This window comes from Amycolatopsis sp. NPDC114478 (assembly GCF_055633805.1).
The window spans coordinates 308,819-322,108 of sequence record NZ_JBVKDO010000010.1 but is presented as its reverse complement, the minus strand read 5'-3'; the positions used below and the strand labels follow the sequence as shown (position 1 = coordinate 322,108).

At 67.4% G+C, this 13,290-nt stretch carries 13 protein-coding genes and 1 pseudogene; 9 read left to right on the top strand and 5 right to left on the bottom strand.

The annotated features are described in order from the left end of the window. Nucleotides 1-45 precede the first annotated feature (45 nt). Nucleotides 46-1,245 carry an MFS transporter gene (locus tag ACZ7OH_RS27690; protein ID WP_470283456.1) on the top strand — a complete coding sequence of 400 codons (1,200 nt, stop codon included), beginning with the start codon at nt 46-48 and terminating at the stop codon, nt 1,243-1,245. Between the two features lie 31 nt (nt 1,246-1,276). On the opposite strand, the gene ACZ7OH_RS27685 is transcribed toward ACZ7OH_RS27690, so the two are convergent. Beyond that, nucleotides 1,277-1,534, bottom strand: a complete 258-nt coding sequence (locus tag ACZ7OH_RS27685) for a hypothetical protein (protein WP_400908070.1) — start codon at nt 1,532-1,534, stop codon at nt 1,277-1,279. A 208-nt stretch (nt 1,535-1,742) separates the two neighbouring features. Here ACZ7OH_RS27685 and ACZ7OH_RS27680 point away from each other — a divergent pair, with 208 nt between their 5' ends. After that, entirely contained in the window at nt 1,743-3,017 is a 1,275-nt protein-coding gene (locus tag ACZ7OH_RS27680) for a GGDEF domain-containing protein (protein WP_470283455.1), read from the top strand. A gap of 20 nt (nt 3,018-3,037) precedes the next feature. On the opposite strand, the gene ACZ7OH_RS27675 is transcribed toward ACZ7OH_RS27680, so the two are convergent. The 3 genes and pseudogenes from ACZ7OH_RS27675 to ACZ7OH_RS27665 form a co-directional block, all read right to left on the bottom strand. Next, entirely contained in the window at nt 3,038-5,263 is a 2,226-nt protein-coding gene (locus ACZ7OH_RS27675; protein ID WP_470283454.1) for a UvrD-helicase domain-containing protein, read from the bottom strand. Then, nucleotides 5,260-6,117: a hypothetical protein gene (locus ACZ7OH_RS27670; RefSeq protein ID WP_470283453.1), complete on the bottom strand. Its 858-nt coding sequence runs from the start codon at nt 6,115-6,117 to the stop codon at nt 5,260-5,262. Before ACZ7OH_RS27670 ends, ACZ7OH_RS27675 begins: the two co-directional genes overlap by 4 nt. A gap of 172 nt (nt 6,118-6,289) precedes the next feature. After that, nucleotides 6,290-7,641: pseudogene (locus tag ACZ7OH_RS27665) on the bottom strand (TrpB-like pyridoxal phosphate-dependent enzyme). A 65-nt stretch (nt 7,642-7,706) separates the two neighbouring features. Here ACZ7OH_RS27665 and ACZ7OH_RS27660 point away from each other — a divergent pair. The 7 genes from ACZ7OH_RS27660 to ACZ7OH_RS27630 all read left to right on the top strand — a co-directional run bounded on the left by ACZ7OH_RS27660 (nt 7,707) and on the right by ACZ7OH_RS27630 (nt 11,892). Further along, the gene (locus ACZ7OH_RS27660) at nt 7,707-8,159 is read left to right on the top strand and encodes an arginase family protein (protein WP_470283452.1); all 453 of its coding nucleotides are present in this window, start codon (nt 7,707-7,709) and stop codon (nt 8,157-8,159) included. Then, complete coding sequence (locus ACZ7OH_RS27655; protein ID WP_470283451.1) at nt 8,156-8,830, top strand: dienelactone hydrolase family protein; 675 nt, start codon at nt 8,156-8,158, stop codon at nt 8,828-8,830. Before ACZ7OH_RS27660 ends, ACZ7OH_RS27655 begins: the two co-directional genes overlap by 4 nt. Beyond that, nucleotides 8,827-9,534 carry a phosphatase PAP2 family protein gene (locus tag ACZ7OH_RS27650; protein WP_470283450.1) on the top strand — a complete coding sequence of 236 codons (708 nt, stop codon included), beginning with the start codon at nt 8,827-8,829 and terminating at the stop codon, nt 9,532-9,534. The genes ACZ7OH_RS27655 and ACZ7OH_RS27650 overlap by 4 nt, the downstream gene beginning before the upstream one ends. Before the next feature lie 90 nt (nt 9,535-9,624). After that, nucleotides 9,625-9,957, top strand: coding sequence for a GntR family transcriptional regulator (locus tag ACZ7OH_RS27645; protein WP_470283449.1), 333 nt, complete (start codon nt 9,625-9,627; stop codon nt 9,955-9,957). Then, the gene (locus ACZ7OH_RS27640) at nt 9,954-10,445 is read left to right on the top strand and encodes a hypothetical protein (protein WP_470283448.1); all 492 of its coding nucleotides are present in this window, start codon (nt 9,954-9,956) and stop codon (nt 10,443-10,445) included. Before ACZ7OH_RS27645 ends, ACZ7OH_RS27640 begins: the two co-directional genes overlap by 4 nt. A gap of 56 nt (nt 10,446-10,501) precedes the next feature. Continuing rightward, the gene (locus tag ACZ7OH_RS27635; RefSeq protein ID WP_470283447.1) at nt 10,502-10,963 is read left to right on the top strand and encodes a phage tail protein; all 462 of its coding nucleotides are present in this window, start codon (nt 10,502-10,504) and stop codon (nt 10,961-10,963) included. Nucleotides 10,964-11,262: 299 nt separating this feature from the next. Next, on the top strand, nt 11,263-11,892 hold the full coding sequence (locus ACZ7OH_RS27630; RefSeq protein WP_470283446.1) for a glyoxalase: 630 nt from the start codon (nt 11,263-11,265) through the stop codon (nt 11,890-11,892). On the opposite strand, the gene pdxR is transcribed toward ACZ7OH_RS27630, so the two are convergent. Further along, nucleotides 11,878-13,290, bottom strand: coding sequence for a MocR-like pyridoxine biosynthesis transcription factor PdxR (pdxR, locus tag ACZ7OH_RS27625; RefSeq protein ID WP_470283445.1), 1,413 nt, complete (start codon nt 13,288-13,290; stop codon nt 11,878-11,880). The genes ACZ7OH_RS27630 and pdxR overlap by 15 nt on opposite strands.

Genomic DNA, 13,290 nt, shown 5'->3' with positions numbered 1-13,290 from the left:
AACGGCCGTTCACGCTGGGCGTCCGCGCCGGTACCCTGAGTGCCCATGACGGCACGCGCGGTCGGGTTCCGGGACGTCCTCGGCGTGACCGAGTTCCGGGCGCTGTTCTCCGCGCAGCTGGTCTCGGTCACCGGCGACCAGCTCGCGCGCGTCGCGTTGTCGATCCTGGTCTACGACCGCACGAACTCGCCGGGCTGGGCCGCGCTGACGTACGCGCTGACCTTCCTGCCGGACCTCGTGGGCGGGCCGTTGCTGTCCGGGCTGGCCGACCGGTACCCGCCGCGGACGGTGCTGGTCCTGGCCGACGTGCTGCGCGCGCCGGCGGTCGCCGTGATGGCGTGGCCGGGCCTGCCGCTGCCGGTGGTCGCGGCCCTGCTGATCGGCGTCCAGCTGGTCAACCCGGTGTGGAACTCCGCGCGCGCGGCGCTGCTGCCGCAGGTGCTGCCCGGCGAGCGGTTCGTGCCCGGGATGGGCCTGCTGATGATGCTGGTGCAGGCGGGCCAGGTCGCCGGGTTCGCGCTCGGCGGGCTCCTGGTGGCCGCCGTCGGCACCGGCGGCGCGCTGCTCGCGGACGCGGCGAGTTTCGCGGTGTCGGCGCTGTTCCTGGTCACCGGCGTCCGGCCCCGGCCGCCGCGCGAGACGTCCGGCGTCCGCTGGTGGCCGCACGTGCGGGCGGGCTGGACGGTGGTCGTCGGCGACCGGCGCCGGCTCGCGCTGGTGGCGCTGGGGTGCGTGTCGGGGATCTACATCGCGGGCGAAGCGATCGCGGCGCCGTACGCGGCGGAGCTGGGCGGCGGCGCGGTGGTCGTCGGGCTGCTGCTGGGGGCGTACGCGCTGGGGAACGTGCTCGGGATGGCCGCGCTGTCGCGGGTCCCGCCGTCCCGGCGGGCCCGCTTGCTCGGGCCGCTGGCGGTGCTGGCGTGCGCGGCGCTGCTGGGCTGCGCGCTGCGGCCGGACCTCGAGGCGACGCTGGCGCTGCTGACGCTGTCCGGGGTGGCCAGTTCGTACAACCTGATCGCCAACACGACGTTCGTCCAGCTGACCCCGGACGCCCAGCGCGCGCAGGCGTTCGGGTTCGCGCTGACGGCGTTGCGGGTGTCGCAGGGGCTGGGCGTGGTGCTGGCGGGGGTCGCGGCCGAACGCGCCGCCCCGCACGGAGTGGTCGCCGGGGCGGGCGCGATCGGGGTCGTCGCGGCTTTCGGCGCGGCGATGTTGTGGCGCCGGGCGCAACCGGAGTCCCGGTGACCGGCGTCGAGGGCCGGTCACCGGGCACTGGTCAGCGCTGCGTCCAGTCAGTGGGGCACTGCGGCAGCGCTGGCGAGACGCCGGGGCGGGTCCAATCGGTCGGGAGCTCGCGGACGGTCCAGTCGGTGGGCAGTTCGCGGGCGGTCCAGTCGGTCGGCAGCTGCCGCGGGGTCCAGTCCGTCGGGATCGCGCGGGTCCAGTCGGTGGGGAGCTGCCGGGTCCAGTCGGTCGGCCGCTGCGCGCGACGCCGGGACGGGACGATGTTCGCGTTGGGCAGGAAGTGCGACATGACTTCTCCTGTTCGTGAGGGATATTGCACGGTGCGTGACCGGACGGTAGCCCGACCAGCCTAGTGACACACCGCGTTCATTCGATTACAGTGACGATTTCCGCGAAGAGATCCGTCCTGAGAAGAGGGGCGTTTCGTGGGATTGTCCGGGTCCCAAGGGCGAAAGCCCAGCTCAGAACGTCCACGATCGGGTTTCCGTACGTGGGCGATGTGGAAGCTGGCCACTCCGGTGCTCGGCTACGTCCTCATCGTCGACGCGCTGGCGTTGATCGCGGTCGTCGCCACGGCCGCGCTCGTGCCGGTCACCACCCAGGCGGTGCTCTGGTGTGGCCTGATCCTCGCGGGCGAGATCGTGCACCTCGAAGCGGCGCAACGCATCGAGCGCATCCGCGAGCTCGCCGCCGACGGCCGGCCGCACATGCACCTGCAGTCGATCTGGATCTTCGCCGGGCAGCTCCTGCTGCCACCGCCGCTGGCCACGCTCGTCATCGTCGTCAGCTACGCCCATTCCTGGGTCCGCGTGTACAAACGACGCGGCGTGATTCACCGGAAAGTGTTCTCCGGGGCCACGGTCATCCTCGCTTGTTTCGCCGCGGGCGCCGTGCTGTCCGCGGGCACCGGGCACCTCGCGCCGTACGTGCCCTACCTGGACGGCTTCGGCGGGATGACCGCGCTGCTGCTGTCCGGGATCGTCTACTTCGGACTCAACTACGTGCTGGTGATCCTGGCGATCCTGATGAGCAACCCCGGCAAGCCGCCCCGGCAGGCGTTCGGGAACCCGTCGGACGTGCTGATCGTGCTGGCCGCGGTCGGCGTCGGCTGCGGGATCGCGCTGGTGATGACGGTCCGGCCGTGGCTGCTGCCGGTGCTCATGGTGACGCCGGTGGCGCTGCACATCGGCCTGCTTCTCCCGCAGTTCCAGGCGGCCGCGCGCACGGACTCCAAGACGGCGCTGCTCGCGCCGGAGTTCTGGGTGCAGCTGGCGCGCAACGAGCTGGCCCGCGCCGCCGAGCTGGCGTCGACGGCGGGCGTGCTGATGATCGACATCGACCACTTCAAGGCCATCGACGACGGCAACGGCCACCTGGCGGGCGACGAGGTCCTGCGCGCGATCGCGGCGGCGATCCAGGGCGCGGTCCGCGGCGGCGACTACGTCGGGCGCTTCGGCGGCGACGAGTTCGTGGTGCTGCTGCCGGGGGCGACGAGCGCGGAGATCGTGTCCATCGCGGACCGCGTCCGCGCGGCGATCGCCCGCGTCGAGGTGCCGGTCCCGGTGGTCCGCCCGGGCAAGCCCGAGGTGATCGACGGCCTGACGGCGTCGATCGGCGCGGCGGTGTACCCGGAAACGGCGACGGAGTACACGATCCTGCTGCAGGCGGCGGACGACGCGGTGTTCACGGCGAAGGCCGCGGGCCGCGACCGGGTCGTCTTGGCGCAGAAGCGGACCGAGCTGGCCCGCCCGGAGATCCCGGACGTCCTCTGACCCATCGTATTCTCGCTAGCTCAAACCAGGCTTCCTCGCTCGGGTTTCATCAGACCATTAGTCACCGCCCGCGAAAGCACCTCAGCCGAACCGCCATCATCGTCGTTCACAAATACTCGCACCTCGCGTCGAGCACGACTTAGAGCGAGGTAGAGCAGCGAAAGAAGGCGGGTCCTCTCAGTCGCAGGAGTGTGACTTACCTCCATGTCCGGCACCCCAGCAACCAATAAAGTATCAAACTGCAGGCCGGCGAGATATTCAGCAGGGCCAACCACCAACCCGCGCCGCCGATAACCAAGACCGTCGACGTCAGTCCGACCAGATATAGTTGAAACGTGAAATTTTCCAGAGTTTCCGATACGCGCGGCCAAGTCACTGAACCGTCGCCATTGTCGATCATCAACGACAGCCAGCGCGAGGCGACCCACGGAATACAACTCGTGAACCGCCTTCACAATGTCATCCTCTTCGCCCGCACGTGACGCGGCCGAGATCAGCCGAGGAATAGGACCAGCCTCTTGCGCAGATTCGACCGCCGCAAAATCGATATCCCAATCCTGACCAAGATCAAAAGTCGGAAATTCGTGATGCACATGTTTGATCAGATCTAGGATCTGGGGAGTGAACCGATGAACGGTCGCCAGTTCAAAGTTGTCAACGTCACCGAGTCCGTCCTCCGACGATATCGACGACGATCGAGTCTCGTCGGCCGCCACGCCGATAAAGGCCGCAGAAGGCGACTGACGCGGATCGACCGCCATAAATACTCGAGGATAAACCTTAACATCGCGTGACAGATAGTGAAGCACTTGGCGTTCCAGAGGACTGAACAAATGAAACTCGTCGACCAGGATGAGATCGTACCCTTGATTCCTTCGCGCACGATTCCAAGCATGCGTAACGAGATGACTCAAAAGATCGGCGAGAACTTGATCTGAGGTCAACAACGCACGGGCATCAAGGCTTCGAATGTATTTCTCATAGACTGCGAAGGTAACGCGCATATCTTCGCGACTTTGCAATGGCAACATCCAAGAAGCCCTGGGGAGTTGGAAGTACCGCGACTCCGCACCTGCTCCGGGGAATATCCCCGCAGCCCCAATCACTGAGCCGAACTCAACCAGCAGATCCCAGGCCAAGGCCAGCCTATCGTCAGCATCAGTGGAATCAAACCGCGCCCGCAGCCCCCCACTTACTCCACTTTGATAGGTCAACCAATCGCCAGAAATAAACTCGTCGAGAACCTCGTAGATCTCGTCAAGCTGAGCTCTTTTGCCACTGAAACTGTCGTTGCCGATCAAAGTAAAGCCAGTGTCGTCATTTACGTATTGAGGTGATATATTTCTTGCAATCTCCAACAAAGGAAATACATCTATCTCACTAATTAAGCCCATCCCCATCGAGTCAAGGGAATCGGATATCTCACTAGCAAGCGACCAGCTGTGAGTTACCATTAACACACGAAGTTCCGTGCCGTTTTTCCTAGCTTCGAGAACTTCACGTATAGCTTTCAGCGTAAGAGCAAGAGTCTTGCCCGAACCAGCTGGCCCCCGCAACCTAATTGATTTATCCGTACTTGCCATGACGAAAGAACGCTGATCGTCACTTATCGTCGCTATCCACTGCTCATAAGACCAACCCTTGGTCGTGGACCGTTCAAGCTGAGGCAGGTACATTTCGACATCAGACGGCTGGTTTCGCCGTGAGCGTTCAACACTCTCGGCAGCCTGGGCTATCGCCATCTCCCAGTCAATACCCCAATTGGACGGCAATCCAGGCTTCGCTAATTCGAAATCTTCTAGGCTTTCTTTTTGTCCAGAGGTTGTCGTCGCCCAGAAGATCACATCCGATCGATCTCCGGGCGAGACCTCAGCGATCCATCGACTAGTGAGTGCGTCTCCACCCGGCACTGCAAAGAACGCGATCAAATTGTTTCGCTTGTACTGATGCCAGCCTCGCGGCAACGTTAGTGGACCATTGACATTCGCCCGTTCGGCAAACGACGCCATCCGACTGAGCACATCCCGACGAAGGCCTGAAAGGTATTCAGGAACATAGCGCTCCCTGGAATTTGTGTCGCGAATCAGGACAACTCTCTGATCATTCGTCTTGTCATCAACAGACAAAAGAACGTCGACACTACCGCCACAGTGCTCAAACAGCACCGGAGAAGCCGACACGGCCTCCGGCGAAAGCCCCGTGGCCAGCTCCTTAAGCGCACGAACCGTAGTAACAAGCGGCTTCACTTGTAGCTCTCTCCTAGCAGTTCAGAGTGCAAGTCACGGATCTCTTCATACTCAGTCGGCAAGCCGATAGACATGAAAACTAGCGCAAATCGTTGCACAATTGCATGAATATAACGATCGTGAAGTCGCGATATGCGGCGATAACTAACTGAGGCACGAGTGAGCCCCAGAGCAATTTCCGACTGCCAGACTTGCTCCAGATGCCTCAGATACACAAAATAACCATCTAGTTGATACGGAGCAATCGCAGAAAGAAAAAGTGCATCACCCGGAGGGTGCGAGTAGGAGGTTTTCAACGATTCGACTATTTCACGAGTTACGTTCTCGCGCTTCTTAGCGTTGGGCAGGTTCAGGTTTGCCACGACAAGGCTATCTACACCTTCCTTGAGCGAGCCGGGCAAGCTACCGACGATGCGCAGAGACTCAAACGCCGCTTTGGCTGCAGCCGCATCTTTCCCATCAAGAGCAAGGGTTTCGACTATCTTTTCAGATTCAGTCTCGCGAGCCCATTCTCTCAACCGCTCGTCTGAAATATTTCCACCTCGCCCCGGCGGCAACAATTTACGCAAGATGCCAATGACCTTCACGACGAACTTTTCTCGCAGACGCGGAAGCTGCAACTCCATCAAGTAGTCGGATGCAGTCAGGAAAGGGACACAAGTGACACGGCCTTGGTGCTTATCGTAGGCGAAGTCGCAGTCGGCCGTGATGACGAGAAGGTACCGCCCCCACTTCGAGGCAGCCGAGTCCACCGCCTCGAGAACGTCACCCTGCCGCAACGGATCAGTAACACTGACATCTCGATACTCCGTGAACGACTCTGTCAACTTAGCCTCATCCATCGCGTCTGTCATCTAGCAAACTACTCGTACATCGCTGCTTGCCACCGATTCGTAACACCGGTTCCAGGCGTGGCACCTCCGATCGAAAGGTGCAGGTCAGAAGTGCCAACGAAAGGTAGTTCAGGTATAGTCGCCCCTTAGACCTCCAGAACGTTGGTGCCACGAATACTGCTCCGTCTGGCCATCACGGCAGGGTGGCGAGCGACGCTTCGAGCGTGGCCGCGGACAGCTCGTTGTCCACCATGTCCCCCGCGAGGTAGGCGCCGTACGCGGGCAGGTCCAGGTGCGCGTGGCCGCAGAGCGCCGTGAGGATCACCTTCTCCTCACCGGTTTCCTTGCACCGCAACGCTTCCTGGATGCACGCCGCAAGCGCGTGCGTCGGCTCGGGGGCCGGGATGATGCCCTCGGACCGCGCGAACCGGACGCCCGCGGCGAAGCACTCCTGCTGCCCGATCGCGATCGCCTCGATCAGGCCGAGCTCGTAGATGTGCGAGATCAGCGGCGACATCCCGTGGTAGCGCAGGCCGCCCGCGTGGATCGGGTCCGGGATGAACTCGTGGCCGAGCGTGTGCATCTTGAGCAGCGGCGTGAGCCCGGCCGTGTCGCCGAAGTCGTAGGCGTACTTCCCCCGCGTCAGCGACGGGCACGCGGCCGGCTCGACCGCGCGGATCACCGGGTCCATCCGGCCGGCCAGCTTCTCCCGCAGGAACGGGAACGCCAGCCGCCGAAGTTCGAGCCGCCGCCGGTGCAGCCGACCAGCACGTCCGGGGTGTCGCCGGCCAGTTCGAACTGCTTGAGCGCTTCCTCGCCGATGATCGTCTGGTGCAGCAGCACGTGGTTGAGCACGCTGCCCAGCGCGTACCGCGCGTCCGGGTCCTGCGCGGCCTGCTCGACCGCCTCGCTGATCGCGATGCCGAGGCTGCCCGTCGAATCCGGGTGGTCCTTGAGGATCGCCCGGCCGGACTCGGTCAGCTCGGACGGGCTCGGGTGGACCGTCGCGCCGAACGTCTCCATCATCAGCTTGCGGTAGGGCTTCTGGTCGTAGGACGCGCGGACCTGCCAGACCTCGCACTCCAAGCCGTACTGGGCGCAGGCGAACGCGAGCGCGCTGCCCCACTGGCCGGCGCCGGTCTCGGTGGTCAGCCGGCTGACGCCCTCCTGCGCGTTGTAGAACGCCTGCGGCACGGCGGTGTTCGGCTTGTGCGAGCCGACCGGGCTGACGCCTTCGTACTTGTAGTAGATCCGCGCCGGCGTGCCGAGCGCCTTCTCCAGCCGCCGCGCCCGGTACAGCGGCGACGGCCGCCAGAGCCGGTAGACCTCCCGAACCTCCTCCGGGATGTCGACATAGCGATCAGTCGTCACTTCCTGGGCGATGAGCGCCTGCGGGAAGAGCGGGGCGAGGTCGTCCGGCCCGACGGGCTCGCGGGTGCCCGGGTGCAGCGGGGGCGGAGGCGGCTCCGGCAGGTCGGGGATGACGTTGTACCACTGGGTCGGCAGCTCGTCTTCGTCGAGGACGTACTTGGTCTTCTCAGCCATCGAGCCTCCTTGGTCGGCACCTCAACTTAGGACGCCTCCGGCCGCGGAGCCAGTACGGTGACCGGGTGGGGAACTACGTCGTGATCGACGCACCGTCCGACTTGGGCCTCCGCCCGCCGGCCGAGGGCGCCGTTCCGGGGTGCTACCAGACGCCCGGCGTGCTGCGCGACCTCGGGATCCTCGACCGCCTGGGGGCGTCCGACGGCGGCGTCGTGCCACCGGGGCGGTACGTCGGCACGTGGTCCCCGGTGGTGCTGGGCGGCGACTGCTCGATTTCGCTGGGTGCGATGCTGGCGTTGCGCCGCACCGGCCGTTACGGGATCGCGTACCTGGACGGCCACGACGACTTCCGCCACCTGGGCCTCGCTCCGCACGTGGGCGCGGCGGCGGGCGAGGACCTGGCGATCATGACCGGGCGAGGCGCGGACGCGGCGTACGTGTCCGCAGTGGACAGTCCCGACCCGGACGGCCGCCAGGCCGAGCTGGTCGCCGAAATCCTGGAAAGGACCTTCCGATGAACAGCGTGCTGACGGACCTCCCGGTGTGGCACCCGCCGTCCGGTCGCGGCCCGGGTCTGGTGCTGGTCCAGGAGATCTTCGGCTTGGACGACTACCTCCGTTCGGTGGCGGCGGACCTCGCGGCGGCGGGGTACGTGGTAGCGATCCCGGAGCTGTTCTGGCGGACGGCGCCCGGCTGGTCGGCGACGCACGACGAGGCCGGCGTGGCGGCGTCGATGGAGGTGGCGTCGGCGTTCGACCCGGCTCTGGGACTGTCGGACGTCCTGGAGACGGTGGCCCACCTGCGTTCTTCGCCGTCGGTGACGGGCGGAGTCGGCGTACTGGGCTTCTGCCTGGGCGGCTCACTGGCGTTCGCGGCGGCGGCCGCGGGCGACCCCGACGTGGCGGTGTCGTTCTACGGATCGACGGTGGCGCAGCAGATCGCGGACTTGAGCGGGGTGACGTGCCCGATCCAGTTCCACTTCGGCGGCAAGGACCCGTACATCCCGCGCACGGACGTGGCGATCGTCGAGGCGGCGGTGGCCGAGCACGAGGGCGCGGAGATCCACGTGCAGGAAGAGGCGGGGCACGCGTTCCACAACAACGTGGCCCCGATGTTCCACAACCCGCAAGCGGCAGCCCGCGCCTGGGACCTGACCACGGAGTTCCTGCGGCGCACCCTGCCGGCGTGACCTCCGGCGGGCGACGTGCGGTGGTCGTCGAGCTGGTCTTCCTGGCACTGTTGTTCGTGCTGTTCGCGCGGCTCACCGCATTGTTGGGAACGGACGGGGTGGCCGCCAACGCCGCCGCTTCGGCCGTTCAGTCCGCGGAACACGCGGTGCACGTCGACATCGAGCTGAGCGCGAACCGTTGGCTGGCCGGGAATCCGGTCGTCGCCCGGCTGGCGGTGTACGTGTACCGGTTGTACTACGTGGTGGTCGCGGGCGTGCTGGTGTGGGTGTTCGTCCGGCACGCGGAGGTGTACCGCAAGGTCCGCCGGACGATGGTCGCGATGATGGTCCTCGTGCTGCCGGTGTACTGGGCGGCGCCGCTGTCACCGCCGCGGCTGGCGTTGGCCGGTGCCGTGGACATCGTTGCCCGGTATGACATTCTCCGTCAGGAGAGCTGGTCGAACCCCAACCATTACACGGCGATGCCGAGCATGCACGTGGGCTGGTCGTTGTGGTGCGCGTATGCGGCGTGGTCGGCGCTTCGCGGCACGCGATGGGCGCTGGTGCCGTGGGTGTTCCCGCTGCTCATGGTGGCAGTCGTGATCACGACGGCGAACCATTACGTGTTGGACGTCGTGGGGAGCGTGGTGTTGCTGGCCGCGGCGATCGCCGCGGCATGGGCGTGGGACCGGCTGGTCGCGCCCCGGTTGTCGGTCAGCACTTAGGCAGCGGCAGCACGGTTGCTTCCACCTTCCGATGGTGCTAATAATACTAGCACCATGAGATGGACAGTGGATCATTCGTCGCGGGAGGCCTTGCCTCTCCAGATCATCGCCTGCGTTCGCCGTGGCGTCGCTTCAGGCGAGCTCGCCGTCGGGGAACAACTCCCTCCCGCGGCCGAACTCGCCGGCGCACTCTCGGTCGATCGCAACACCGTCCTGGCCGCCTACCGGCAACTGCGCGAAGAAGGCGTCCTGGAGTTCCGGCGCGGCCGCGGTGCCCGGGTCGCGTCCGCCGTCACCGAACCCGCCCCCGTCACCGAGGCCGCGCAAGCCCTCGTGACCCTCGCCCGCCGGCACGGCGTCGGGCGCCACGACCTGCTTCGGCTCATCGAGAAGCTGACCCCTCGAGAGGACGGTGCCCGATGACAGCATCCGCGCGGTACTCGATCTACACCGGACGCTCGACCAACTGGCCGCTGGTGGTGACCCTCGCCGTCGCCCTGGTCCTGCCGCTCGTACTGCTCGGCTCGCTCTCGCCCGGCAGCTGGCTCGACCCCGCCGGGCCCGCGATCCCGCTGCTGGTGGCCGCGGCCGTGGTGCTCGTCGCCGTCCTCACCGGACTCAGCGTCCGGACGGCGGCCGGGCCCAACGGCATTTCCGTCCACTGTGGAATATTCGGGTGGCCGCACCGCACCTACCGCCTGGAAGAAATCGAACGCGCCGAGGTGACCGAGCTGGCGCCGTCGCTGTGGCGCGTCTCCCTCGGCTACTGGTGGACCCCGCGCCACACCTACTTCACGGTCCGCACCGGCACCGTCCTGCGGCTCACCCTGCGCACCGGCCGGAGCGTGACGATCACCGTGCCGGACCCGCGCGCCGCGGTCGCGATCATCCGCGAAGCCGAGTCCGCCTGACTATAGTCACCACCACCAGCGCACCCGCCGAGTTCGTCCCCCGGGAGGAATGCCCCATGCCCCAAGCCGTGGACTTCACCACCGTGTCCACCGAAGGCCTCGAGTCCTCGCCGGTCGCGGCCGCGCTCGCCGGCCTGCGGGCGAACGAGGCCCGGTACTTCAAGAACAAGTACGACCACGTCTTCGCGGTCGAGCCGGCGGCCGACGCGCAGCCGACGATCGACTGGGTGCACCGGATCCTCGAAGAGGAACGCGGGATCGTCATCGCGTCCCGCCCGCTCGAGGCGACGGCGTTCCAGGTCGAGAACATCCGGATGGCGTACGTGTTCTACGAAAGCGGCCTGTCGATCAACGTGATGTACACAGTGGACGACGGCGGCAAGCGCGCGGTCGGGTTCAAGCTCTCCGACGGGATGGAGGTGCCGGCGGAACTGGGGTCGTTCAAGTTCGCCCGCCAGAAGTCCAAGCTGGCCGGCACCATCCGCGGTTCGTACTTCGTCATCAAGGGCGAGTACTAGCCGATCGGCGGGCCTGGTCGAAGCCGAGCCCGGACCGCAGCCCGCCGATTTCGGCGAGCGCCCGGACCACCGCGCCGGCGCCCACGAGCCGTTCTCCCTCGATCGTGTCGGCGAACGCGGCGAGCTCGGGGTTTCCCGAGCGCGCCGCCTATTCCGACCTGTACTGGGAAATTCACGACGCTGTCCACGCCGGCGACCTGGCCAAGCGCCGGGCCGCGCGGGCCGCCGGCCAGCGCCCCGCTCCAACCGATCAGGAATCGAGAAGCGCTGGTCACCGGGCCGGACCTAGCGTTACCGGCATGACCAACATCGACGCCATCACCCTCGAAGTCACCGACACCGCCGCCGCCGAGCGCTTCTACTCCGACGCCTTCGGCCTCACCAGCCAGCTCCGCTTCCGGGCCGCTCAGCAGCCCTCCAGCGGGTTCCGCGGCTTCACCCTCTCCCTCACCGTCGCCCAGCCGGGTGACGTCGACTCGCTCATGGCCAGCGCCGTCGAGGCTGGGGCCACCGTGCTCAAGGCCGCCGCGAAGAACATGTGGGGCTACGGTGGCGGCGTCCAGGCTCCCGACGGCGCGATCTGGACCGTCGCCACCTCGAACAAGAAGGACACCGGCCCCGTCACGCGGGCGTTCGACTCCCTCGTGCTGCTGCTCGGCGTCGCCGACGTCGCCGCCAGCAAGAAGTTCTACGTCGACCACGGGCTCGCCGTCGCGAAGAGCTTCGGCCGGATGTACGTCGAGTTCGAGGGCGGCGAAAGCCGCGTCAAGCTGGCACTCTACCGGCGCAAGGCGCTCGCCAAGCAGGCCGGCGTCGCCCCTGAGGGCAGTGGCTCGCACCGGATCGCCGTCAATCACCCCGCCGGTGCGTTCACGGACCCGGACGGGTTCGCCTGGGAAGTCACCACGTCCCAGTCACTCGACGCCTGACAGCAGGTCCGCGATGGCGGCGATCCCCGCTTCGATCGAGCGCTGCGGTGTGTCGCCGAAGCCCAGGACGAGCCGCGGTGCCGTCGCCGACGGCGTCGCGTGCATCCGGGCCAGGCCGTGTAGCCCGACGCCGCGCTCGGCCGCGCGGGCGATCACCCGCTCCTCGTCGGCGCCCGGGGGCAGGTGCAGGATCGCGTGGAACCCCGCCGCGAGCCCGGTGACGCGGATGCCCGGCGCGTGGGCGGCCAGCGCGGCGAGCAGGGTTTCGCGCCGGGCCGCGTACTCGGCGCGGGCGCGGCGCAGGTGCCGGTCGTAGCGCCCCGATTCGATGAGCAGCGCCAGCGCCAGCTGGTCGAGGCCGGGGCTCCCGCGGTCGGTGACGTGCTTGCCGCGCGCCAAGGCGTCGAGCAGCCGGGCGGGAGCGACCAGCCAGCCCAGCCGCAACGCCGGCGCCAGCGACTTGCTGACCGTCCCCAGCGAGACGACGCGGTCGGGGTCGAGGCCTTGCAGCGAGCCGACCGGGTCGCGGTCGTAGCGGAATTCCGCGTCGTAGTCGTCCTCGATGACGACGCCGTCGTGCCGCCGCGCCCAGGCGAGCAGCTCCTGGCGGCGGTGCCCGGCGAGCACCACGCCGGTGGGCCACTGGTGGGCCGGGGTCACCAGCACGGCCCGCGCGCCGCTGCGTTCGAGGGCGGCGACGTCGACGCCGTCCTCGTCGACCGGGACGGGCACGGCGGTCAGCCCGGCGGCGTTCGCCTGCTCGGTCGTCGTCCGGACGACACCGGGGTCCTCGACGGCGATCGTGCCGATGCCGTCGGCGGCCAGCGCGCGCAGCACCAGCCCGAGCGCCTGGGCCATGCCGGTGCACACGACCAGCTGGTCGGCCGTGGCCACGACCGCCCGCACCCGTCGCAGGTACGCCGCGAGCACCTCCCGCAGCGGCCGGGCGCCGGCCGGGTCGCCGTAGTCGAAGGCGCTGTTCGGCGCGGTGCGGCAGACCTCGCGCACGGCCCACGCCCAGTCTTCGCGCGGCGCGAGGCGCAGGTCGGGGACGCCGTGGCGGAAGTCGGCGACCTCGTGCCGCGGCCGCTCCGGCGCGCTCACCCGCGGCGGCTCCGCGGGCCGGACGACCGACGCCACCCGCGTCGCCGAGCCCGCGCGGCTGGTCAGGTAGCCCTCGGCCTGCAGCTGGGCGTAGCAGTCCTGCACCAGCCCCCGCGACAGGCCGAGGCCGCGGGCGAGCTCGCGTGACGACGGCAGCTTCTCCCCGCCCGCCAGGCGGCCGCCGCGGATCGCGTCGCGCAGCTGGTCCTCCAGCTGCGTGCGCAGGCCCGCGCCGCTCTCGCGGTCGATCGTGAACAGCAGCTCCGGACTCAAACCGGCCCACTCCACAGCCAT